This window comes from Paenibacillus physcomitrellae (genome assembly GCF_002240225.1).
Lineage (GTDB): Bacteria > Bacillota > Bacilli > Paenibacillales > Paenibacillaceae > Fontibacillus > Fontibacillus physcomitrellae.
Genome location: NZ_CP022584.1, coordinates 1,845,235 through 1,866,676, shown reverse-complemented (window position 1 = coordinate 1,866,676; position 21,442 = coordinate 1,845,235). Strand labels below are relative to the sequence as shown.

The 21,442-nt window shown below is 50.8% G+C and carries 19 protein-coding genes and 1 pseudogene; 16 read left to right on the top strand and 4 right to left on the bottom strand.

Going from position 1 to position 21,442, the window contains the following annotated elements; all coding sequences use genetic code 11:
• The first annotated feature begins 66 nt into the window (after nucleotides 1-66).
• The 10 genes from CBE73_RS08445 (at nucleotide 67) to CBE73_RS08400 (ending at nucleotide 10,956) form a co-directional block, all read left to right on the top strand.
• Entirely contained in the window at nucleotides 67-327 is a 261-nt protein-coding gene (locus tag CBE73_RS08445) for an IreB family regulatory phosphoprotein (protein ID WP_094093865.1), read from the top strand.
• A 41-nt stretch (nucleotides 328-368) separates the two neighbouring features.
• On the top strand, nucleotides 369-785 hold the full coding sequence (gene ruvX, locus CBE73_RS08440; RefSeq protein ID WP_094093864.1) for a Holliday junction resolvase RuvX: 417 nt from the start codon (nucleotides 369-371) through the stop codon (nucleotides 783-785).
• Nucleotides 786-796: 11 nt separating this feature from the next.
• Nucleotides 797-1,102, top strand: coding sequence for a DUF1292 domain-containing protein (locus CBE73_RS08435; RefSeq protein ID WP_068700653.1), 306 nt, complete (start codon nucleotides 797-799; stop codon nucleotides 1,100-1,102).
• The gene (locus CBE73_RS08430) at nucleotides 1,102-1,404 is read left to right on the top strand and encodes a DUF1292 domain-containing protein (protein ID WP_094093863.1); all 303 of its coding nucleotides are present in this window, start codon (nucleotides 1,102-1,104) and stop codon (nucleotides 1,402-1,404) included. Before CBE73_RS08435 ends, CBE73_RS08430 begins: the two co-directional genes overlap by 1 nt.
• A gap of 140 nt (nucleotides 1,405-1,544) precedes the next feature.
• Nucleotides 1,545-2,591, top strand: a complete 1,047-nt coding sequence (mltG, locus tag CBE73_RS08425) for an endolytic transglycosylase MltG (RefSeq protein WP_094096205.1) — start codon at nucleotides 1,545-1,547, stop codon at nucleotides 2,589-2,591.
• 19 nt (nucleotides 2,592-2,610) lie between these two features.
• The gene (locus CBE73_RS08420; protein WP_094093862.1) at nucleotides 2,611-3,543 is read left to right on the top strand and encodes a peptidase U32 family protein; all 933 of its coding nucleotides are present in this window, start codon (nucleotides 2,611-2,613) and stop codon (nucleotides 3,541-3,543) included.
• A gap of 44 nt (nucleotides 3,544-3,587) precedes the next feature.
• Complete coding sequence (locus CBE73_RS08415; protein WP_229752695.1) at nucleotides 3,588-4,946, top strand: peptidase U32 family protein; 1,359 nt, start codon at nucleotides 3,588-3,590, stop codon at nucleotides 4,944-4,946.
• A gap of 190 nt (nucleotides 4,947-5,136) precedes the next feature.
• Complete coding sequence (locus tag CBE73_RS08410) at nucleotides 5,137-7,278, top strand: methyl-accepting chemotaxis protein (RefSeq protein WP_244905536.1); 2,142 nt, start codon at nucleotides 5,137-5,139, stop codon at nucleotides 7,276-7,278.
• Nucleotides 7,279-7,432: 154 nt separating this feature from the next.
• Nucleotides 7,433-9,355 carry a peptidoglycan D,D-transpeptidase FtsI family protein gene (locus CBE73_RS08405; protein ID WP_094093860.1) on the top strand — a complete coding sequence of 641 codons (1,923 nt, stop codon included), beginning with the start codon at nucleotides 7,433-7,435 and terminating at the stop codon, nucleotides 9,353-9,355.
• Between the two features lie 125 nt (nucleotides 9,356-9,480).
• Nucleotides 9,481-10,956, top strand: coding sequence for a polysaccharide deacetylase family protein (locus CBE73_RS08400; RefSeq protein WP_094093859.1), 1,476 nt, complete (start codon nucleotides 9,481-9,483; stop codon nucleotides 10,954-10,956).
• 154 nt (nucleotides 10,957-11,110) lie between these two features.
• Here the strand turns inward: CBE73_RS08400 and ilvD are convergent, their stop codons facing one another.
• A complete protein-coding gene (gene ilvD / locus CBE73_RS08395) occupies nucleotides 11,111-12,796 on the bottom strand; it encodes a dihydroxy-acid dehydratase (protein ID WP_174704685.1) in 1,686 nt (561 codons plus the stop codon).
• 258 nt (nucleotides 12,797-13,054) lie between these two features.
• Here ilvD and CBE73_RS08390 point away from each other — a divergent pair, with 258 nt between their 5' ends.
• On the top strand, nucleotides 13,055-13,675 hold the full coding sequence (locus CBE73_RS08390; protein WP_157739460.1) for a hypothetical protein: 621 nt from the start codon (nucleotides 13,055-13,057) through the stop codon (nucleotides 13,673-13,675).
• Nucleotides 13,676-13,765: 90 nt separating this feature from the next.
• Here CBE73_RS08390 and CBE73_RS08385 read toward each other — a convergent pair.
• Together CBE73_RS08385 and CBE73_RS08380 are read right to left on the bottom strand one after the other, a co-directional pair.
• Nucleotides 13,766-14,020 (bottom strand): annotated as a pseudogene (locus CBE73_RS08385) (KGG domain-containing protein); the annotation flags it as partial.
• Nucleotides 14,021-14,103: 83 nt separating this feature from the next.
• Nucleotides 14,104-15,156, bottom strand: coding sequence for an acyltransferase family protein (locus CBE73_RS08380; RefSeq protein WP_094093856.1), 1,053 nt, complete (start codon nucleotides 15,154-15,156; stop codon nucleotides 14,104-14,106).
• 220 nt (nucleotides 15,157-15,376) lie between these two features.
• On the opposite strand from CBE73_RS08380, the gene CBE73_RS08375 reads away from it, so the two are divergent.
• Genes CBE73_RS08375 through mgrA form a run of 3 tightly spaced genes read left to right on the top strand, consistent with a single transcriptional unit; the run spans nucleotide 15,377 to nucleotide 18,002 of the window.
• The gene (locus CBE73_RS08375) at nucleotides 15,377-16,183 is read left to right on the top strand and encodes an HAD family hydrolase (RefSeq protein ID WP_094093855.1); all 807 of its coding nucleotides are present in this window, start codon (nucleotides 15,377-15,379) and stop codon (nucleotides 16,181-16,183) included.
• Nucleotides 16,176-16,934: an NAD-dependent protein deacylase gene (locus tag CBE73_RS08370; RefSeq protein ID WP_094093854.1), complete on the top strand. Its 759-nt coding sequence runs from the start codon at nucleotides 16,176-16,178 to the stop codon at nucleotides 16,932-16,934. The genes CBE73_RS08375 and CBE73_RS08370 overlap by 8 nt, the downstream gene beginning before the upstream one ends.
• A gap of 60 nt (nucleotides 16,935-16,994) precedes the next feature.
• Nucleotides 16,995-18,002: an L-glyceraldehyde 3-phosphate reductase gene (gene mgrA, locus CBE73_RS08365; protein WP_094093853.1), complete on the top strand. Its 1,008-nt coding sequence runs from the start codon at nucleotides 16,995-16,997 to the stop codon at nucleotides 18,000-18,002.
• A gap of 183 nt (nucleotides 18,003-18,185) precedes the next feature.
• Here mgrA and CBE73_RS08360 read toward each other — a convergent pair whose 3' ends face one another.
• The gene (locus CBE73_RS08360; protein ID WP_094093852.1) at nucleotides 18,186-19,019 is read right to left on the bottom strand and encodes an AraC family transcriptional regulator; all 834 of its coding nucleotides are present in this window, start codon (nucleotides 19,017-19,019) and stop codon (nucleotides 18,186-18,188) included.
• A 245-nt stretch (nucleotides 19,020-19,264) separates the two neighbouring features.
• Between CBE73_RS08360 and CBE73_RS08355 the strand changes: the two genes are divergently transcribed.
• Both CBE73_RS08355 and galE read left to right on the top strand, forming a co-directional pair.
• Nucleotides 19,265-20,443: a galactokinase gene (locus tag CBE73_RS08355; RefSeq protein WP_094093851.1), complete on the top strand. Its 1,179-nt coding sequence runs from the start codon at nucleotides 19,265-19,267 to the stop codon at nucleotides 20,441-20,443.
• Between the two features lies 1 nt (nucleotide 20,444).
• A complete protein-coding gene (galE, locus tag CBE73_RS08350; protein ID WP_094093850.1) occupies nucleotides 20,445-21,434 on the top strand; it encodes a UDP-glucose 4-epimerase GalE in 990 nt (329 codons plus the stop codon).
• Nucleotides 21,435-21,442 lie beyond the last annotated feature (8 nt).

The following is a 21,442-nucleotide window of genomic DNA, read 5'->3' as shown; positions in this document are numbered from 1 at the left end:
GGAACGGCTTAGTCTTTATAGGCATAACGGCTTTAGGCCGTTGTGGCCGAGAATTGAGGTGGCATGATGGACTCCATGGATAAAACTGTAAAGTTTAACGTCACCGGCGATGAGCAGGAGGCGTCCGCACAGGAAATCCTTCTTACCGTTTACCAAGCGCTGAAGGAGAAGGAATACAATCCAATCAACCAGATTGTCGGATATTTGCTGTCGGGAGACCCGGCTTATATCCCGCGGCATAACAATGCCAGAAGTCTTGTACGCAAGAAAGAAAGAGATGAGCTCATTGAGGAACTGGTGCGCTTCTATATGAGGCATAACCGTTAATCCTCAAGCAGAGGCTTCAGCTTTTCGACAGGAGTTGTAGAATGAGGATATTGGGGCTCGACTATGGTGATCGCCGGATCGGCGTAGCCGTAAGCGATGAACTGGGCTGGACGGCTCAGGGAATCGATACGCTGGAGAAACGCCGCGATGAGGGAGAGCTTGTCAAGATTGCCGAGCTGGTTAAACAGTACGAGATTAACGAGATCGTGGTAGGACTGCCTAAGAACATGAATGGCACGATCGGACCCCGGGGCGAGATTTGCATGGCGTTCGCCGATAAACTGCGTGGTCAATTGGAATTGCCTGTTCACCTTTGGGATGAGCGGCTCACGACGGTTTCAGCGCATCGAACACTGCTGGAAGCGGATGTAAGCCGGGGCAAACGCAAACAGGTCGTGGATAAAATGGCTGCGACGCTTATTTTGCAGAATTATTTGGACTCAAAGACTATAAGGTGAGGGTGATAATGATGGCAAACCAAATCATCGGCAACGAAGAAGAACCGGAAATCATTTATATTCCTGATGACGAGGGCAATGAAGAAGAGTTTGAAGTCATCATGAAATTTGAGGTTGACGGCTCCGACGCTAAATATATGATGGTTGTTCCTTTGGAATCGGATGACGAAGAAAGCGAAGAAGAAGTTTATGCTTTCCGTTATGAGGAAGACGGGGATGATCTGAAATTGTATACGATCGACAGTGATGAGGAATGGGAGATCGTTGAAGAGACCTTCAACACGCTGATGGATGAATTCGGCGGTGACGAAGATTAATGACGGCTTTTAACCGTGAAAGTGTAGTATGGACGAACCGAATTCAAGAGACCTTTGGATCTGTCGTTGAGCTTCAGGATGATGAAGGGAAATCGACTTATTATCAGGTGGAGAAAGAGTTTGACGTAGCTGGACATTCGTATGTAGTCCTGCAGCCTGATGGCCCCTCAAAGTCGGATGAGCCGGAAATTCTGAAGGTGGTCGCCGGGGCAGACGGGGAGTTATCCTTGGAAACCATCGACGATGACGATGAATGGGAAGAGGTTTCCGAACTGTACGATGAACTGACTTTTCCTGAGTAAGCACAGTGGGAGAAGAGAGCTAATCAAGCCCGCCGGCCTCCGGCTTTATTGGATGTCTGAAGGCATATAGCATGTATCCCAAGAAGGGCGGAGCTTCCGCTCTTTTTGGCTGTAAAGGAGCTGACTTGGTGAAGAAGGGAATGCGTCTTGTTTTAGCCGTGGTTTTGGTTTTAATTATAGCTGCGGGTGGAGCGGGAGCCTACGTGTACTGGGGGCTTCAGCCTCCTGCCAAATCGGATCAGCCTGTCCGCTTCACAATAGAACCGGGCACAGGAACAGAAGCCATTGCGGATTTACTGCAGGACAAGGGACTTATTCGTAACAGCCTTCTGTTTAAGCTTTCCTTGAAATACAAGTCCGAGGGCAGCCGCTTTCAGGCCGGAACCTATGAAATGAATCCTGGAGCAACGGCGGATCAAATCATTGCCAAGCTGAACAGTGGGGACGTAGTTCCGGAAGAGATGATCCGCTTTACGATCCCGGAAGGGTTTACGGTCAAGCAGATGGCTGACAAACTTCAGGAAGAAGGAGTCGCGAACGCCGAAACGTTCCTGAAGCTGGTCAAAGACCCTGCGTCCGGCGGCATCGAAAGTTCGCTGCTTGAACAAATTCCTGCGGACGCCAAACTGATGTACCGATTGGAAGGCTATCTATTCCCGGAAACTTATGAACTGAAGAAGGGAAGCACGGAAGCGGATATGATTCAGCGGATGCTGGAGGAAACTTCGGTCAAGCTGGAGCAAATTCCGGATTTCGATGCCAAACTCAAGGCAAACGGTTATTCGCTGAACCAGATCATGACGATCGCTTCCCTCGTGGAGCGTGAGGTGGTTGTCGATAAGGAGCGCCCTATCGTTGCCGGAGTTATTTATAACAGGCTGAAGCAGAACATGAAGCTGGAGATCGATGCGACCGTTCAGTATTTGCTCGGCAAACCGAAAGAACGGTTGCTCAATTCGGATCTGCGCAAGGTGGATAGTCCTTATAATTCTTATCTTTATGAAGGTCTTCCTCCGGGACCGATCGCAGCGCCGAGCCTGAAGTCGATTGAAGCGGCTTTGGAGCCGGAGAAATCGGATTACTTATTTTACGTAACGAAAAAGGACGGCAGCCAGGAGCATTTGTTTGCTGCTACTTATCAGGAACATTTGGCGAACATCAAAAAAAGCCAGGCTGCGGCCAAATAAGACAGAGGTGTGTGAAGCAATGAAAGCAGGAAAACCGGAACTTCTTGTACCGGCGGGTTCGGTGGAGGAAGCGGTCTCTTTTATAAATGCCGGGGCCAGCGCGGTCCTGGTAGGGGAAGATAAATACGGCATGCGCCTGCCGGGCGAATGCTCTCTGGAGGATATCCGGAAGATCGCGGAGTTTGCGCACAGCCGGGAGGCAAAGGTTTATGTGAGCGTCAGCAACCTGATCAGCAACGATCTGCTGGAGGGCCTCGACGTTTATCTGCAGGAGGTTCAGCAGGCGGGGGCGGACGCCGTCCAATTCGGGGATCCGGCCGTGCTGCGGACAGCGCGGAAGGTGGCTCCGGGCCTCGCGCTGCATTGGAACGCTGAGATGACCTCGACCAACTATGCGACGGCCAACTATTGGGGCAGCAAAGGCGCATCCCGCGTGGTGCTAGCCCGTGAATTGAACATGGATGAAATTACGGGCATGATGCCGCATCTGCAGGTAGAAGCCGAAGTGCAGGTCCATGGGATGACCAACATCTATCATTCCAAACGGGCGCTTGTAGCCAGCTATATGACGCACCAGGGGCGTCCGGTTGAAGGTGATCTCGGTAAGGAACGCGGGTTGTTCCTGATCGAAGCCGAACGCCAGGAGGAGAAATATCCGATTTACGAAGATGTTAATGGAACACATATTATGAGCTCGGACGATATCTGCATTTTGGAGGATCTTCATCTGCTGCTGGAAGCCGGTGTGGACAGCTTCAAAATCGAATCGCTGCTGAAGCCGGCGGCGTATACGATCGCCGTGATCAAAGCATACCGCCAAGCGATCAACTTGTTTGCTGCAGATCCGGAGAATTATGCCTTCCAGGACAGCTGGATGGACGGAATCCGCCGTTTGCAGGACCCTGAGCGTGAATTGTCATTTGGTTTTTATTATAAAGAGCAGGTTTATTAATCTGTTTAATCCCGCATCAAGAGAGGTGAATCTTTGTGTCAACCATTGAACGTCATAAGTCTATTGAACAGCATTCCGCAAATGAACAGCACAAGCCTAAATATAGAGGAAAAAGATACCGGCTCGACAAACCGGAGCTGCTGGCTCCGGCCGGTAACCTGGAGAAGCTGAAATTTGCGGTCCATTACGGCGCAGATGCCGTGTATATCGGCGGACAACATTACGGCCTCCGTTCCAATGCGGATAACTTCAGCTTTGAGGAAATGCGTGAAGGCGTTGAATTCGCCAAGAAATACGGCGCTAAAGTTTTTGTAGCGACTAATATCTACGCGCATAACGAGGATCTTGCCGGCATTGAGGAGTATTTGCGTAACCTTTACGAAGTCGGCATCTCCGCGATCATTGTGGCAGATCCGATTATCGTCGATACGGCTTTGCGTGTAGTTCCCGGCCTGGAGGTGCATTTGAGCACCCAGCAGTCCACCGTGAACTGGCAGGCGGTCCAGTATTGGAAAGAGGAAGGGCTGCCGCGCGTAGTATTGGGACGCGAAACCAGCCTGGAGGAAATCGCCGAAATCAAAAACCACGTGGACATTGAAATCGAAGCATTTATCCATGGCGCCATGTGTTCTTCCTACTCGGGGCGCTGCGTGTTGTCCAACCACTTTACGGACCGCGACTCCAACCGCGGGGGCTGCTGCCAGTCCTGCCGCTGGAAATACGATCTGTTTGAGGATGCCCGCGAGCAGACGTGGATCTCAGAGGAAGAAGCCGCGGATGACCGCGTGCTGCAGCAGTTTAAGCTTGGCACGACACAAATTCCGCTGTTTGCAGAAGAAGACAATGCTTTTACGATGGGCTCCAAGGACTTGTGCATGATTGCTAACGTTCCGGATCTGATCGATGTCGGTGTGGACAGCTTTAAAATCGAAGGCCGCATGAAGTCGATCCATTATGTGGCCACGGTGGTTAATGCCTACCGCCGCGCCATTGATTCTTATATGGAAGATCCAGAGAATTACGTGCTGAAACCCGAATGGGTGGAAGAAATCAACAAAGCGGCGAACCGCCCGCTGAATACCGGATTCTTTTACGATACGCCCGACCATGAAGATCATATTTATGAACCTGAGGAAAAAGCGGCTCCCTATGACTTCGCAGGTCTGGTCATGGATTACGACGCCGAAACCGGCATGGCGACCGTTCAGCAGCGCAACCATTTTAAACCCGGGCAGGAAGTGGAATTCTTCGGACCGGGGGACACGTTCTTCAAACAAACCGTGGGTACGCTTTGGGATGAGAACGGCAACGAAATTGATGCAGCCCGTCATCCGCTGCAGCTTGTCAAATTTAAAGTGGATCAGCCAGTTCAATATTTCGACATGATGAGAAAAAAGAAATAGATCTATAGTCCTGAAATGTAACCCTTTGTCGGTCAGACAAAGGGTTTTTTTGTCCATTTTTACAAAAAGATTTGAAGAAAATGCATGATATTTTACAAAGGTCTTAAGAAATTGGTTGTACTGCCGAAATACTAATTAGGACTAAAATATTCAGAAGGAACGGGTGAGCAGGATGGCCAAATTTCCAAAGTTGCAGCGAAAGGCAAAGGACAAAGGAGGAGAAGGAAAGCAGCAAGATAACCCTGAGCAATCCAAAGAGCTTTTTCAGAACGTATTTAAGAAATCGGTTACATACACGAAAGGCTTAAAAGCTAGCAAGCTGGATCCTTCCAGATCCGTTGGTGTACGTCTGTTTCTCATCTTTTTTGTTGCCATAATGGTCTTTGTGCTGTCGCTTGGTATCTTATCTTATCAGACAGCCAAATCTATCGTTCAGAAAAATGCCAAGTCGGCCAACCAGCAGACGGTTATTCAAACGGCCGAGAAGCTCGACATCATCTTTAAGCAGTATCAGGAAGGGATTCAGCAGGTGTTCTTTGACAATCAGCTGCAGGCTGATTTGACCAGTATGGGGGCAAAAGATCTTTCGAACTACGACCAGTTCACTTTGGTTAAGGAAATCGGTTCGAGAATGAGCACTTTTACATACTCGCTTAGTGGTGCCCGGGCTTTGTATTTATTCCCGGTAGACGAAAGCTTTACGCCAATCACGACAGGGAATGCAGATGCCGCTCTTACTTCTGACCCTAAAAATCAACCCTGGTATGAGGAGCTCTCAAAAGGCACTTCTTCTACCTGGCAGGCGCTTCCTGGCAGTTCGAACGGCGTTTTCCGTTACGCACAATCTCTTAAAACGTTATCAGGTTCCTCGCGTTACATCATTGCTTTGGATATCGACGTGGCGACCTTGAATGACGAGCTTGCGAAGGTTTCTCTTGGGGACGGGTCCGAATTGGAGCTCGTTGACGATCAAGGACAGATCGTTGCGAATAATCTGGGAGAAACAACTGAGGAATTGAAGGCTATTGACGCGATCACGAAGAGCACCAAAGAAACAGACAGTATGACCACCAAAGACCAGAACGGTAATGCGGTTTTGGCGGTGTTCAATACGGTGAGTGCCTCCGGCTGGAAGTTAGCGGGTATTGTGCCGATCAAGAATCTGGTCGCAGATGCCAAGAGCATCTTGGTTACGACATTTATTGCAGCCGTTGTGGTAGCTCTGATTGCGATTCTGATCGGGGTTTGGATGGTCCGCATGATTGGACGCCCGCTTTCGATAATGAACCGCCTGATGCAGCAAGGGGCTAACGGTGAACTGAACGTGCGGATGAAGCATACAGGTCGCGATGAAATCGGTCAGCTCTCCGCCAGCTTTAACCAGATGATGGAGCAGATTACTACGCTTGTTACCCATGCCAACTCCTCTGCGGTCGAGGTTTTAGGGACAGCATCTGAACTTGCGGAGGCCTCCAGAAAAACGGCGATTTCTGCACGCGAGATTGCAGTCGCTACCGAAGAGATCGCCAAAGGAGCCAGCAGCCTGGCTGTGGAAGCCGAACGCGGCAGCGACTTGACGGAGAACATCGGTACGCAGGTATCGGAGGTTATTGCTTCTAACCGGGAAATGCAGGAATCGGCACGCGAGGTGGAGAACGCCAGCGAGCTGGGAACGCAGTATCTGCAGGGATTGACGGAAAGAACCAATGCGACCGGCGAGATGACAAGAGCTTTGGGCGAACGGGTTAATGCCTTGCATACGAGCACGGCTTCCGTACGCAAAGTGCTCGAAGTGATGCAGAACATTACACAGCAAACCAATATTCTGTCTTTGAACGCAACGATCGAAGCGGCACGGGCCGGAGCTGCCGGCAGAGGTTTTATGGTGGTAGCGGATGAAATTCGTCAACTCGCCGAGCAATCGAGACAGTCGATTACGATGGTCGGTCAAATTACGGATGAAATCCAGCAGGAAATGAACGAAACCGTTAAAGCGCTGGAAGAAGTAAATCCGATGTTTAAACAGCAAATTGAATCGGTGAATGAAACAAGAGAAATCTTTGTTTCCGTTCAGGAGCAAATGGAGAACTTCGTGACTAAGCTGGATGGGGTTACGAAATCCATTGAAGGACTGAGTCAGTCCCAGCATATCCTGTCTGAAGCAATGACCAATGTCAGCGCGGTAGCCGAAGAATCGTCGGCAACCTCCGAAGAGGTAGCTTCCTTGTCCAGTGAACAGCAGATGGTCGGTGACCAGCTCGTTCAGCTTTCCGGCCAGCTGGAACAGGTGTCGGATAAATTAAAAGAATCACTTTCCCGTTTTAAAGTTTAAGGATTTGAAATTGCAAGTGTACCCGAAAGAAGCAGCTTCCTAACCCGCCACGGCGGATTTAGGAACTGCTTTTTTTGTTGTTTTAGGGTAGGGAAAGAAGGGTGTGAAAACGGCCAATTAAGGAAATACTTTGCCCAAAGGAGGTGCTTCGTGAATGAGTCTGGCTCTAAAGAAACGAATATTTGCGATTCTCCTGATTGTAACTGCCTTGATCCTCATAATGGTGGTTCGTTTGGCTTGGCTTCAGCTGTTTGACGGAGTGCCTAAAGCGGCTACCGCCCACGGCCGGGATACATCCGAAATGGCGGTGCGGCAGCGGGGAACAAGGATTGAGCTTGATCCTGGCCGCGGACGTTTCGTTGATGCATCCGGAACACCTTTGACAAGCGAAGTGCTGATTGCTCCGGTCATCTTTCCGGTTCGTGCCGGTGGTAACGAAGTCCCTAATCAGGATGAAAGGAAGCAGGAGGGGGGCGGGAATGGAAATGGAAGCAAAAGCGGAAGCGGAAGAACTCAGGATTCCTGTCTCCTTGCGCTGGCCAAGCTGCTGAATACGACCCCGGAGAAGCTGGAGGCCGTGCAGAGCCGTCTGCAGCAGCCGTCTTATTGGACAGAGAACTCAAGCAGCGGCCATGGGAGCTCCGATGCACCCTTTAGACTCAATACTGAGCAAGCCGCAGAGCTGGAGAAGCTGAATATAGCTTGGGTAAAAGCACTGCCGGTTCTCCAGCGTTATCCGGATCAGGCTTCCGGCAAACAGTGGCTTGGTTTTGTAGCGGAACAGCCGGAGGCGGTTATGGCTTTGAACCAACAGGAAGAAGAGGAAGCAAGCAACACTAAAAGACGAGCAGAGCTTCCGATTACGACCAAATTAGGCGCGGCAGGGCTTGAGAAGACGTTTGACAGGCTGATGCGGGGAGAAGGTCCCACAGACGTAACTTATTTGATGGACGGGGGACGTCATCCGCTGTCGGAAGAAGCGCTGCGGGTGCACAGCACGGGCAATCCTTATTACCCTCTTACCGTTCGAACAACGATCGATCTGGATATTCAGAATAAATTGGAGCGTCTTGCCGTGCAAAAAGGGGTAAAAGAAGGAGCGGTTGTTGTACTCGATGCAGCGAGTGGTGATATTAAAGCGATGGTTTCACTACCTTTCTACAACCCTAACCAGGTTGATCCGCAGAAGACGACGAGCTGGAGCAACCGGGCGGTGAAAGAGGCGGTCCCAGGCTCGATTTTCAAAACGGTAACGGCGGCTGCGGCACTTGAAGCCGGCCTTTCGCGGGCGGATGAGCATTTTTTATGTAAGGGCAGTTACGGAAAATACGGACTTTCCTGCTCGAAGCAATCAGGTCACGGCGATATTACGCTCGCCAGAGGTTTTGCGGAATCCTGCAACGTTGTGTTCGGGACCCTGGGAGAGCGATTAAGTCCCATCCAGCTGCAGCGTACTGCTGATGCTTTAGGAATTGGCAGAACGATAGGCTGGGAAGAAGAAGCATCTATAGACGGCCGGCAACTTCGGCAGTTGGACCAGGAGGAAGCAGGGACGGTATTTGGAGCCGAACCTCATCCGGAAGACGGAGGGGTAAGAGCTCAGACGGCTATCGGTCAAAGAAGCGTCCGCCTAAGTCCGCTCCAAGCAGCGAATCTGATCGTCACGCTGCTGCATGGGGGCGTCGTTCAGGCACCACGGCTGGTCAGTGCTGTCAGCTACGCTAATGGAACGGATATGGTTCGCTTTGAACCGCATCAATCCCCGGGAGCATCCGGCCGAATCTCTCCGCGGACGGCTCAGACGATTCTTGGATGGATGCGAACCGTCGTTACGGAGGGCACTGGACGCAAACTTAGCCATTCGGATTGGAAGCTTGCCGGGAAGTCGGGAACTGCTCAGGTCGTCAGGGACGGGAAAGCGATGAATGATCAATGGTTCATTGGATTTGGTCCTTACGAGTCGCCAAAGTATGCTGCCGCTGTGCTGGTGCAGAGCCGGGAACCGGGATCGGTTCATCTGGCAACAGAGTTGTTTGGGGAGGTTATGAACACCCTTGCAGAGCTTGACAAAAGATGAACAGATGCGGCTTAAAAAAGAGGCCTAAAATTGAAGCTTTTATGATAAAATAGAGGAGATGTTCAAACAAATTCATGATTTGAGCAAGCAAAAGTCAATGAAATAGAGAGAAATGGGGAATTCACATGGAGACTTTGCTGCTGGGTTTATTTTACATTTTCTCGCTATACGCCTTTATTCCAGGACTAATCAGCCGTTTGTTCGGATTTCGGGTGTTCAAGAAGGGCATCGCGGAGAACGAAATCGCCTTAACGTTTGATGACGGACCGGATCCGGTGTACACGCCTCAGCTGCTTGAACTGCTAAAACGTTATGACGCCAAAGCCACCTTTTTTGTAGTGGGTTCGAGCGCCGAGAAACACCCTGAGCTGATTCAAAGAATTCACCGGGAAGGCCATCTGCTGGGTATCCATAATTACAAACATAAGACCAATTGGCTTATGCGGCCCAAGACAGTGACCAAACATATTGCCATGACCGCGAAGGTCATTAAAGAGGCAACCGGACAGGAAGCGCATTATTATAGACCGCCATGGGGAATCGTCAACTTGTTTGACTATACGAAACAGCGCCATGATTATCAGCTGGTGCTGTGGTCGGCCATTTTTCGCGATTGGCGTGTCAACGTGGGAGCAGATCGGCTGACTGACAAGATGCTGAAGAAGCTTCGCGGCGGCGAAGTTTTTTTGCTTCACGATTGCGGAACAACATTTGGCGCGAACCCCACTGCGCCTCAGGAAATGCTGACAGCGCTGGAACGGGTGCTGGATGAAGCAGAGCGCCGTGGTATTCGTAGCATTACCATTCAGGATATGATTCAGCATACCGCTCAAGGCAAAAACGATTCTTTGAGCGAAGCAAGCAAAAAGCCTGGCATGGGAAAAGGAGGAGTTCCGGTGCTGCCATGGTATAAACGGTTAATCGTAAGCCTGTGGCTTCTTTGGGAGAAGCTGTTCCATGTGATGTTTCACTTACAAACTACGGATAACGAAGACCCAATGTTTCATTTCCGCAAAATTAAATATTCGGGTGCCCCGATTGAACTGGAAAGCGGAGGTAAGCTGGTGAAGGGTGATCCGGTGCTGGAGCTTCATTTTGACAACAAAAAGCTGTTCCAGCTGGGTTCTAAAGCCAAGTCCTCAGTTCATTTGGCCATTCAGCTGGTGCGAACAACCGAGAAGGCTCTTCCTGACCTGGCAAGATACATTCAAAGCCACCCGGAGCTTAACGATGTTAAAGCTTTATATGGCATTACGATGATAAATCGCGGACCGGAGCAGTTTGGATTCACCATTACCGATCTGCCGAAAGGGTTGTTCGCCACCTCGACGACTTTCTATTTGAAATTGTTGATGAGCGTAATTCATCCAAATGGCCGCGAACGGATCAAAGCCCATCAGGAGCAGATGGTTCCGAAAATTCTGGTTATTCCTACAGAAACTTTGATCAAGCGTTTTGCCGGGACTGAACCTTCTTCGCCTTCAGCTGAATCTAAATCTTCTGCTGCTTCTATTGCTGCCGTGAAAGGCAGCAAAGATAAACAAGTGGAAGTCAAAGACAACGAAGAGACTGCAGAGCTGAACGCCGGCGTCCCAGTGTGACGCCAGAACTGAACGATTTTACTTTGCTGCCAAGAAGGCAGGGCATGAACTTATTTATAGACATAAGAATAGAATCGTTAGAATTTGTTCCGTATAACAAAGAGAGGACCCCGGCGGGTCCTCTCTTCTTTATTGCTCAGATTAGAATTTCTTGTTAGATTTTCATTACGCCGCCCGAGCTGGCATTGGTAACGAGCTTGGAGTAACGCGCCAGATAGCCGGTTTTGACTTTAGGCTCAAAACCTTTCCAGTTGGCACGGCGTTTCGCAAATTCTTCGTCACTGATATGCAGTTCGATTTTGCGGTTGTTGAGATCCAGTTCAATGATATCCCCATCCTCTACAAAAGCGATCGGCCCGCCTTCAGCAGCTTCTGGGGAGATATGACCGATGCTGATGCCGCGGGAAGCGCCGGAGAAACGTCCGTCGGTGATCAGGCCGACTTTAGCTCCAAGGCCCATACCAACGATTTGCGACGTAGGGGCCAGCATTTCGGGCATACCTGGTCCACCTTTAGGACCTTCATAGCGGATTACGACGACGTTGCCTTCTTTGACTTTACCGTTCGCGATGCCTTCCAGCGCTTCCTCCTGGGAGTCGAAGCAGATGGCAGGGCCTTTATGGTAGCCGCCAACCGACGGATCCACAGCACCGACCTTAATAACGGAACCTTCAGGAGCCAGGTTACCATAAAGGATAGCCAGACCGCCTTTTTCCGAATAAGGGTTATCAATGGAATGAATGACTTCATGGTCGCGGATTTCGACGCCTTCTACATTCTCGCGAAGCGTTTTGCCCGTAACGGTCATGCAATCGCCGTAAATCGCATCCGGTTTCTTCAGCAGCTCGTTAATTACGGCACTTACGCCGCCGGCGCGGTCCACGTCTTCAATGAAGAAGTTAGAGGCCGGAGCCAATTTGCTGATATGAGGAACGCGGTTGGCAACTTCATTAATCCGCTCAAGCGGATAGTCGATACCGGCTTCCTGTGCCAGTGCCAGGGTGTGCAGGACGGTATTGGTGGAACCGCCCATCGCCATATCCAAAGCAAAAGCGTTGTCGATGGATTCTTTGGTCACGATGTCGCGAGGTTTCAGGTCCATTTTAACCAGTTCCATCAATTGTTTAGCGGATTTTCTAACGAAATCGCGGCGTTCTTCAGCGACAGCGAGAATGGTGCCGTTGCCAGGGAGAGCCAGACCCAAAGCTTCAGCCAGACAGTTCATGGAGTTTGCCGTGAACATGCCCGAACAGGAGCCGCAAGTAGGACAGCCGTATTGCTCAAGCTCAAGCAGATCCTTGTCGTCGATCTTGCCGGCCTGATAGGCGCCGACGCCTTCAAATACAGAAGTCAGGGACAAACGGTTACCTTTGCTGTCTACGCCGGCTTTCATTGGGCCGCCGCTGACAAAGATCGTTGGAATGTTTACGCGCAGAGCGCCCATCAGCATGCCCGGCGTGATTTTATCACAGTTTGGAATGCAGACCATACCGTCAAACCAGTGTGCCGATACAACCGTCTCAAGAGAGTCGGCAATGATCTCGCGGCTTGGCAGGGAATAACGCATGCCGATGTGGCCCATGGCGATGCCGTCGTCGACGCCGATAGTATTAAATTCAAAAGGTACGCCGCCGGCTTCGCGGATGGCTTCCTTCACGATTTTACCGAATTCCTGCAGATGCACATGACCTGGAACGATGTCGATATAGGAGTTGCAGACCGCGATGAACGGTTTGCCGAAATCCTCTTCTTTAACGCCTGCGGCACGCAGCAAGCTGCGGTGCGGAGCGCGGTCGAAACCTTTTTTGATCATGTCTGAACGCATTTTGTTAGCTCCCATGATGGCTTTCTCCCCCCGGATATAGATATGAGATAATGAATAGAAATTTAGAAATGTAAACCGCTAAAGCTTTTTATACAGTCTATCACAACCTTATTGGCTTTTCTACCATCTAAAGTGAGCTGTGGGCATGTAAAAACAGATATATAAAAAGAAAAATAAACGAAGATCGACCTTGAAGAAGGGATTATCCAGTTTCTGGTGAATGTCATTGAGAGAATGACATCACTACAAGAGCAAATTTGGAGGTGTTCTCTTTTGTCAGGTTGGAATCTATTGATGGGTTCATCGGAGCCTTATAATGAAGAAATCAGAGAAATCGACGAGCAGATTTTTGCGCTCATCCACCAGCGGAGAAGTATGCCGCCGAAAGGCAGTTTTATGCCATCTAATGAGCAGGTTCGGATTTGGGCGGAGAAATGGGATTTAAGTGAGCTCAAAATTTACGAGCTGGTGCGTGCGATGAATCGTCCTTCCAAGCGGCGGACTTATTCGGATTTCAGCGGGGAACTGCGCACAGTAATCCCTCTCATGAAACAAATGGACCATGGAAATTTCCGTTTTCAACTGACCCATGTGATGCAGTATATCAATTGGAGCGAACTTCATCTGAAAGTTAAATATGATGGGAAGCTGGACGACAATGTCAGTCTTAATCTGAATTTGAACCTGGATATTGTAGGCGGAGAAGTAGGTTATACTGTGCGGAGAGGAAGCGGGGGTCAAAGCCCCTCAGGCGAAGCAGAGATGACTTTCCTGATCGAGCCGCCGCTGCCTGATGAACTTGAAGGGTTGGATGTCCTGCTTGTTCCGTTTGAATCGGTCTTCCAAAGACCGGTGGAGCTGCAGGTGCTTGAGGAACCCTTAAAGCTCATTTAAAAATAGCAGCAAAGAAGCCGCCGAGCAGGATGCCGGGGCTTCTTTGTCAATTCTTCTTCGTCAGCAGTGTCGGGGAAGGCGGCATCATCAATTGCTGCTGCCGCGGGCTTGTCCGCCTTTGCGGCCGATTTCCCGATAAAACTCCTTGTCGTGGGATTCGGCTGTGGCGGAGCCGCCTTTTTGCCCAATCTCTTGGTAAAACTCGCGGTCATGGGATTTGGAGGTGGCGATCCCGCCTTTGGAGCCAATCTCCTGGTAGAACTCTTTACCATGGTTTTTAGCAGTTGCCTGCCCGCCGAGACGCCCTGCTTCTTCACGGCTCATTTTTCCTTTAGTACGTGCCATAAAAATCACTCCTTTACAAGTAATGGTTTTTAATGCGCGTACTGTTATATACCACGGGTCGCTAGGTTGAATCACTATTCTCTTTATTTGAAAATCCGCATTTCCGGCGCCGTCCGGGCCTTATGGACCCTGCTGAACATCCATTCCACCTGTGGTTCTATAATGGGACAGGTTAGGGTTCTAACCCAGGGCTGACAGAGTAGTACAGTCAATAGGACAGCCGCTGCAATAACAACAAACGTTCCACCCGGGCTGTGAATGTAAGCATAAACCGGGGAAGCGGCGGCCAATCGGACGATTAGCCCATGCAGCAGAAAGACGTACAGCGTTCTCCGTCCGAGCTCCGTTATCCTGCAGGCATAGAGCGGAACAAAGGAGAGAAAAGCCGCAGAAGCACACAGCTGAAGGACATAAATACCTATGCGGCCCAAACCGGCATACCAGGTATAAGCGCCTAATTGGCTGTAAGTCATGCTGCCGTAGAGCCAGCCTATGGGCAGCTGATCTCCCCAAAGGACCGCTGCGGCGAACAGAAGCAGGGAGGCGATGCAGGCGGCCGCACGAACTTTTGGAGTGAAGAATTTCACAATCCATTCCGGGCGAAAATGATACCCCGCCATAAAGAACGGCAGATAGACGAAGGTTCGCGAAAGGCTGAACCAGGTGCCGTCCATAACAATATAGCCGACAGCTATCCCAAGGGTGAGCGAGACTCCAAGCTGAGCCGACCGGGTCAAGCTGCGCATGATGAGTGCGGCTGACCGCCATAACAAATGGCTGGCAAGGAACCAAAGCAGCAGATAGGGAGCGAAGAAGGAATGGTGGATATGATCCACCTTAAAGACCGTTACATCCAGAGCGGAATATAGGCTTTGAAAAATCAAATATTGCAGAACAATTTGAGCCATTATTTTTCTACCGGCAAGGCCCCTCAAATTAGTCCGCGCAAAATAACCAGTCACGAACACGAACAAAGGCATATGAAAAGAGAAAATCCATACATAAACTGCGTGCATTCCCGGCATCCGCATTATAAGCGGTTCAATGGCGTTGCCCACAAATACGCACACAATCAGCAGAAATCGCAGGTTTAGAAAATAAGTTTCTCCACGCCAGGTTTTCGTTCCATAGTTCATGATCAGGCGTCTCCTTTTTTTGCGGCTCGAATATCGGTCTTCGGTAATGCTTTAAATTTTAGCTTTCTTCATACAGCTACAGCATAAGGGAATAGGGGACCAGGACCTGTGACGGAAATCACTGTTGAAAGCGTTATCCATTCGGGAAAATATGACGAACTGTTGAATTGTGAAAAATAGGAAAGGTACAATATAGAAAAGCCGGCAAGGGGGAATCCGGATGTTCACCTGTATTATTAATGGCAGGGAAATTCCATTTAAAGGAATCTTATTCGATAAGGACGGGACACTGCTGGATTTCTTAAGTCTGTGGGGTGCCTGGGCGCTGGAAGTGACGGAGCTGATGGTCAAACGGGTGGAGAAAGCCGGATCTAACCTGACAGTCGATCCCCGAAAGCTGCTGGGCTTGATCCTTGATCCCGACGGGCTGGTGGCGGGTTATGACCCCACAGGGCCAGTGGCGATGGCGACCGAGGAGCAGACTGTAGGCGTATTGACCTGGCAATTGTATACCGCCGGTGTTCCTTGGAATGAAGCGCTTCGTCAGGTGAAGGAGCTGTTGTCCGAAGCGATGCAGAAGGTGAAAAGCGAACGGAACGCCAGGCCGATGCCAGGCTTAAACGAGCTGCTGGAACAATGCCGCCAGCTGGGGATTCCGCTTGGGGTCGTCACCGCAGACCGTACTTCCGAAGCTCGGGAGCATTTACGGTGGATGAATCTGGAGGGGTATTTCGGAACGATTGTCGGAACAGACCGGGTTGTTCAAGGTAAACCGGCACCTGACATGGTCTTCCTTGCCTGTACGGAGCTGGGGCTTCTTCCTGAAGAGGTACTGGTTATTGGCGACAGCAACGGAGATATGCAAATGGCCAAGGCCTCTGGAGCAGCAGGCGCGATTGGATTCTGCCCTGGCGGAGAAGCGGACTATTTGCTGGATGCGGAAGAAGTAATCCAAAGTTATGACGTTATAGATTTGAAAGGCGCTGAGGCAACTTATCGATCTAAGGAGATGAAGAGCTTTGAGTGAGACAAGCGACTTGATTAAACGTTTTGCCGACTGGATCGACGCGAGCAGCCGGATCGTCTTTTTTGGCGGGGCGGGGATTTCAACAGAGAGCGGCATCCCGGATTTTCGTTCGGCCGCAGGATTATATCAAACCGAAACCCATTCCCCTTATTCGCCTGAAGAAATTTTGAGCCGGCCTTTTTTTGACCGTCATCCGGAGGTTTTTTATGATTTCTACCGGTCGAAAATGCTGCATCCGGAAGCCCAGCCTAATGCGGCTCACCGCTTCCTGGCCCGGCTTGAGGAGCAGGGAAAGCTGACGGCGGTCATTACGCAGAACATTGACGGCCTTCATCAGTCGGCAGGCAGCCGGGAAGTGCTGGAGCTTCATGGCTCTGTCCACCGAAACTACTGTATGAGCTGCGGCGCTTTCCATACGTTGCAGGAGGTTATCTCCGCGCCCGACCCGGTTCCAGCATGCAAAAGCTGCGGCGGTATCGTGAAACCGGATGTCGTTTTATATGGTGAGAATCTGAATGAGGGGACGATTACAGGAACGATTGAGGCGATACGGAACGCTGATATGCTGATTATCGGGGGGACCTCGCTGACTGTGTATCCTGCTGCACAATTCGTCGATTATTTCCGGGGAAATCGAACTGTGCTGATCAATATGGCGCAAACAGGCTTTGACAGCCGTGCAGGATTGCTCATTACAGAACCGATCGGCCAAGTTTGTGAAGCTGTTTCACGTCAATGGCATGAAGGGTAATATATTGTTTTAGCAAATGCTTATTAATGCTTATTTAAGATCGAAAGGTAGGGTGACGAGATGGTATATTCACCGAACGAAGAAAGATACGAAACCATGATCTACGATCGGGTCGGATGTTCAGGTCTCAAGCTTCCAGCGATTTCTCTCGGCTTATGGCACAATTTCGGCGGCGTCGACACGTTCGAGAACGGCCGTGAAATGATCCGCAAGTCCTTTGACCTCGGGATTACCCATTTTGATCTGGCCAATAACTATGGTCCCCCTCCTGGATCGGCCGAAGAAATGTTTGGTCAGGTACTGGCCAAGGATCTGAAGCCGTTCCGTGATGAACTCGTCATCTCTTCCAAAGCGGGGTACAAAATGTGGCCCGGCCCGTACGGGGACTGGGGTTCACGCAAGTATTTGATCGCCAGCCTGGATCAGAGCCTGAAGCGGATGGGACTGGATTATGTGGATATTTTTTATTCTCATCGCCCGGACCCTGACACACCGCTTGAAGAAACGATGATGGCTCTGGACCAGATTGTACGATCGGGGAAAGCTCTCTATATCGGAGTGTCCAATTATCCTGCAGACAAGACAGCAGAAGCTGTAAAAATACTGAAGGAGCTCGGCACGCCGCTGCTCATTCATCAGCCCAGATATTCGCTGCTCGACCGCTGGATCGAGAATGGACTTCAGGATGTGCTGGAGGAGAACGGTGTAGGCAGTATTGCCTTTACCCCGCTCGCCCAAGGCATGCTGACCAGTAAATATCTGAACGGCATTCCCGAAGATTCACGGGCAGCAAGTCCGACCGGCTTTCTGAAGGAATCTGCGATCACGCCGGAGGTGCTGCGTAAAATACGGGCGCTTAACCAGATGGCGGCGGCCCGCGGACAAAGTCTGGCTCAGTTCGCCTTGGCTTGGGTGCTCAGAGGCGGGCGTGTAACCTCGGCTCTTATCGGAGCCAGCCGTGCCAGCCAAATCGAAGAGAATGTAGCAGCGCTTCATAATCTGGAATTCTCCGAGGAAGAGTTAAACCGGATCGAACGGATTCTGAAAACGGACGATCCTGAATTATAAGCCGTTAACAATAGCAAAAGGGCTGCCCTGGCCGGATGATGACCGTGGGTCAGCCCTTTTTTCGGTAGCTGTATCGAAGTCAGTGTAATTCTTTGACGGGAAAGTCTAATCATGCCTGGTAGTAGGGTCACCTTAAAGAGCTACCCTATAGCCACCTTCTGGTCACCCTCTGGTCACCTCTGGTCATCCTCGGGTGACCGAACGCCGGTAGGTGCTGGGCGCTTCCCCGTAGAATCGCTTAAACTGGCGTGAGAAATAAAGCGGGTCCGTCAAGCCAACGGATGCAGCGATCTGCTCGATGGACAAGTCCGGGCGGTCCCGCAGCAGATACCGGGCTTTGTCGATACGCAGCTTCAGCAGATAGGTGACAGGCGACATCCCGGTTCCTTTCTTGAATACCCGGGACAAATAAGCACGGTTGTAGCCGAGGCCCGAGCACATTTCCTCTATGGAGATCGGATAAGCGTATTGGCTGGTCATATAATGGATCATTTGTTTGACTACCCGCTGGATATGCGCTTCGCCTTCCGTATTTGGTGTACCGGACAACAGAGAACGTTTCGCCTCTGCCATAATCAGATACAAGTAACCCAGCGCGGCCATGCCTGCCCCTTCCTGCTGCTCGCGGAACGCAGTCAAGACTGAGCTTAAAGCTTCTGGTATCGGTCCATAGCTTGAACTATGCACGACTGGCGTATCCTGAGAGAAGCCGGCATCTCTGGCCAGCTCTTTCGCTCCGGCGCCGTTGAAGGCGAGCCAGCGGTAGCGCCAGGGGGTCTCTGGGTCGGATTCGTAGCTGACGAGGTGATCCGGCTCGATCATAAAGCCGCTGCCGGCTCTGAGGCGGTAGGTTCCTTTTTCCGTGCGGAAGATGCCGTTTCCTTCTTCGATATAGTGAAACAAATAAAAGTCGTAAATTTTAGGTCCGAGACGGTGGGAAGGAGGGGTTTGGCTTTCGCCGGCAAACAAGACGCGGAGGACGTCATAACCCGGGAAATCGGGATTGGCAGCAGACATATAAGTCGCCTGCCTCGTTGTTTGTTCTAATGTCTGTTGTAAGGACTGTTTTAATGTCGGCTTTAATGTCTGTTTCATGCTAACCCCTACCTCTCCAAACCTGGATTTCTATGTTCTATCATAGCTCTAAAAGTCACATTAATCCATATTTAAAACGCATTCATACATTATCATAGAGTGCAAGGCTCCCTTATAATGGAGTCATAGTTAAGCCTAAATTGATGTTAAGGACAGGTGAACGCATGATGAACATGCAAGAGCTGAAGCAGAAGTTTAATTCCGAATTTAGCGTTAATGACAAGGAAATTCTGGCTTATCAAGCCCCTGGACGGGTGAACCTGATCGGCGAACACATTGATTATAACGGTGGATACGTGCTTCCGGCGGCGCTGGAATTCGGCACTACCCTGTTCATGCGCGAACGCGGCGACGGCAAGCTTGTTTTTAAATCTGCGAATTTTCCTTATACGGCTGAGATTGCTCTCGGGGAGATCGGCGCAGCCAAAACGGGAGAATGGGTGGATTATCCGATTGGTGTTTTGGTTGAATTAGCGAAGATGGACTGCCGGGTAAGCAAAGGCTATGATTTATATTTTATCGGTGAAATCCCGAACGGGGCAGGCCTTTCTTCTTCAGCCTCTATTGAAGTCGTAACCGCTTATGCTTTTATTTCAGTAGAAGGCAAAGACATTAATACAGTAGAAATAGCGAAGCTGTCACAGCGTGCCGAGAATCAATATGTCGGTGTCAACAGCGGCATTATGGACCAGTTCGCCGTAGCTAATGGAGCGAAAGACCATGCGATCCTGCTGATGTGCGACACGCTTGAATATAAGAAAGTGCCTTTTGCGATCGGCTCCTGCAAGCTGGTTATCGGCAATACGAACAAACGCAGGGGTCTTGTTGATTCCAAATACAACGAACGCCGCAGCGAGTGTGACGAAGCACTCCACCAGCTGCAGCCTCATGTACCGGGTCTCGAATATCTGGCCCAGCTTACTCCCGAGCAATTTGCCGGCCTTGAAGATAAGCTGAACAGTGATGTACTGCGCCGACGTGCGAAACATGTGGTCGAGGAGAACGCGCGTGTGCTGGCTTCCGTCGAAGCTCTGCAAACTAACGATCTGGCCGAGTTTGGCAAGCTGATGAACAAGTCCCATGACTCCTTGCGTGATTTGTATGAGGTCACGGGTACCGAGCTGGACACGATGGTCGAGGAAGCGCGGAAAATCGAAGGCACGCTGGGCTCCCGCATGACAGGAGCTGGTTTTGGCGGCTGCACAGTTTCGCTTGTGCATGAAGATGCCGTAGCATCGTTTGTCCACAACGTGGGAGAAGCCTACAAACAGCGTACCGGTCTGGAAGCGGAATTCTACGTTTGTGAAGTAGGAGATGGTGTACACCAATTGAAGGAGGAAGCGTAATATGGCAATTTTAGTGACCGGCGGTGCCGGGTATATCGGATCTCATACGGTAGCAGAGCTGCTGGACAAAGGCGAAGAGGTGGTCGTACTCGACAACCTGCAGACAGGTCATAGAGAAGCACTGCTTGGCGGCAAGCTGTACGAAGGGGATCTGCGGGACAAAGAACTGCTGAAGAGGCTGTTCACGGAGAACAGCATTGATGCGGTCATCCATTTCGCGGCCAACTCCCTGGTTGGGGAAAGCATGCAGAATCCCGTAAAATATTACGACAACAACGTGTACGGTACGTTGTGTCTGCTGGAAGCGATGCAGCAGGCCGGCGTGTCCAAAATCGTCTTTTCATCTACGGCGGCAACCTACGGTGAACCGGAGAAGGTGCCGATTGAAGAAACGGACCGTACGGCTCCAACTAACGTGTACGGTGAAACCAAACTGAGCATGGAGACGATGATGGGCTGGTTCGACCGTGTGCTGGGCATCAAATATGTGGCGCTTCGTTATTTTAATGCGGCCGGTGCTCATGCCAGCGGCAAAATCGGCGAAGACCATCAGCCTGAAACCCATCTGATCCCGCTGATTCTGCAAACCGCGCTCGGCCAGCGGGAATCCATTGCCGTATTTGGCGACGATTATCCGACCGAAGATGGAACCTGTATCCGCGACTATATTCATGTGAGCGACCTGGCCGACGCGCATCTGCGTGCGGTGGATTATTTGCGCAGCGGTGGTGAAAGTAATGTGTTCAACCTGGGCAGCGGCAACGGCTTTTCCGTTAATCAGGTCATTTCCAAAGTAAAAGAAGTGACAGGCGTCGATTTCGCGGTCGAAGTGAAACCCCGCCGTGCAGGCGACCCGGCTGTGCTGATCGCATCCTCCGGCAAAGCCCGCAGTGTGCTGGGCTGGAACCCGCAGCGGGAAAATCTTGACGACATTATCGCCAGCGCCTGGCAATGGCATCAAAATCATCCGAACGGCTATGCAGGAAAGTGAGATGAACT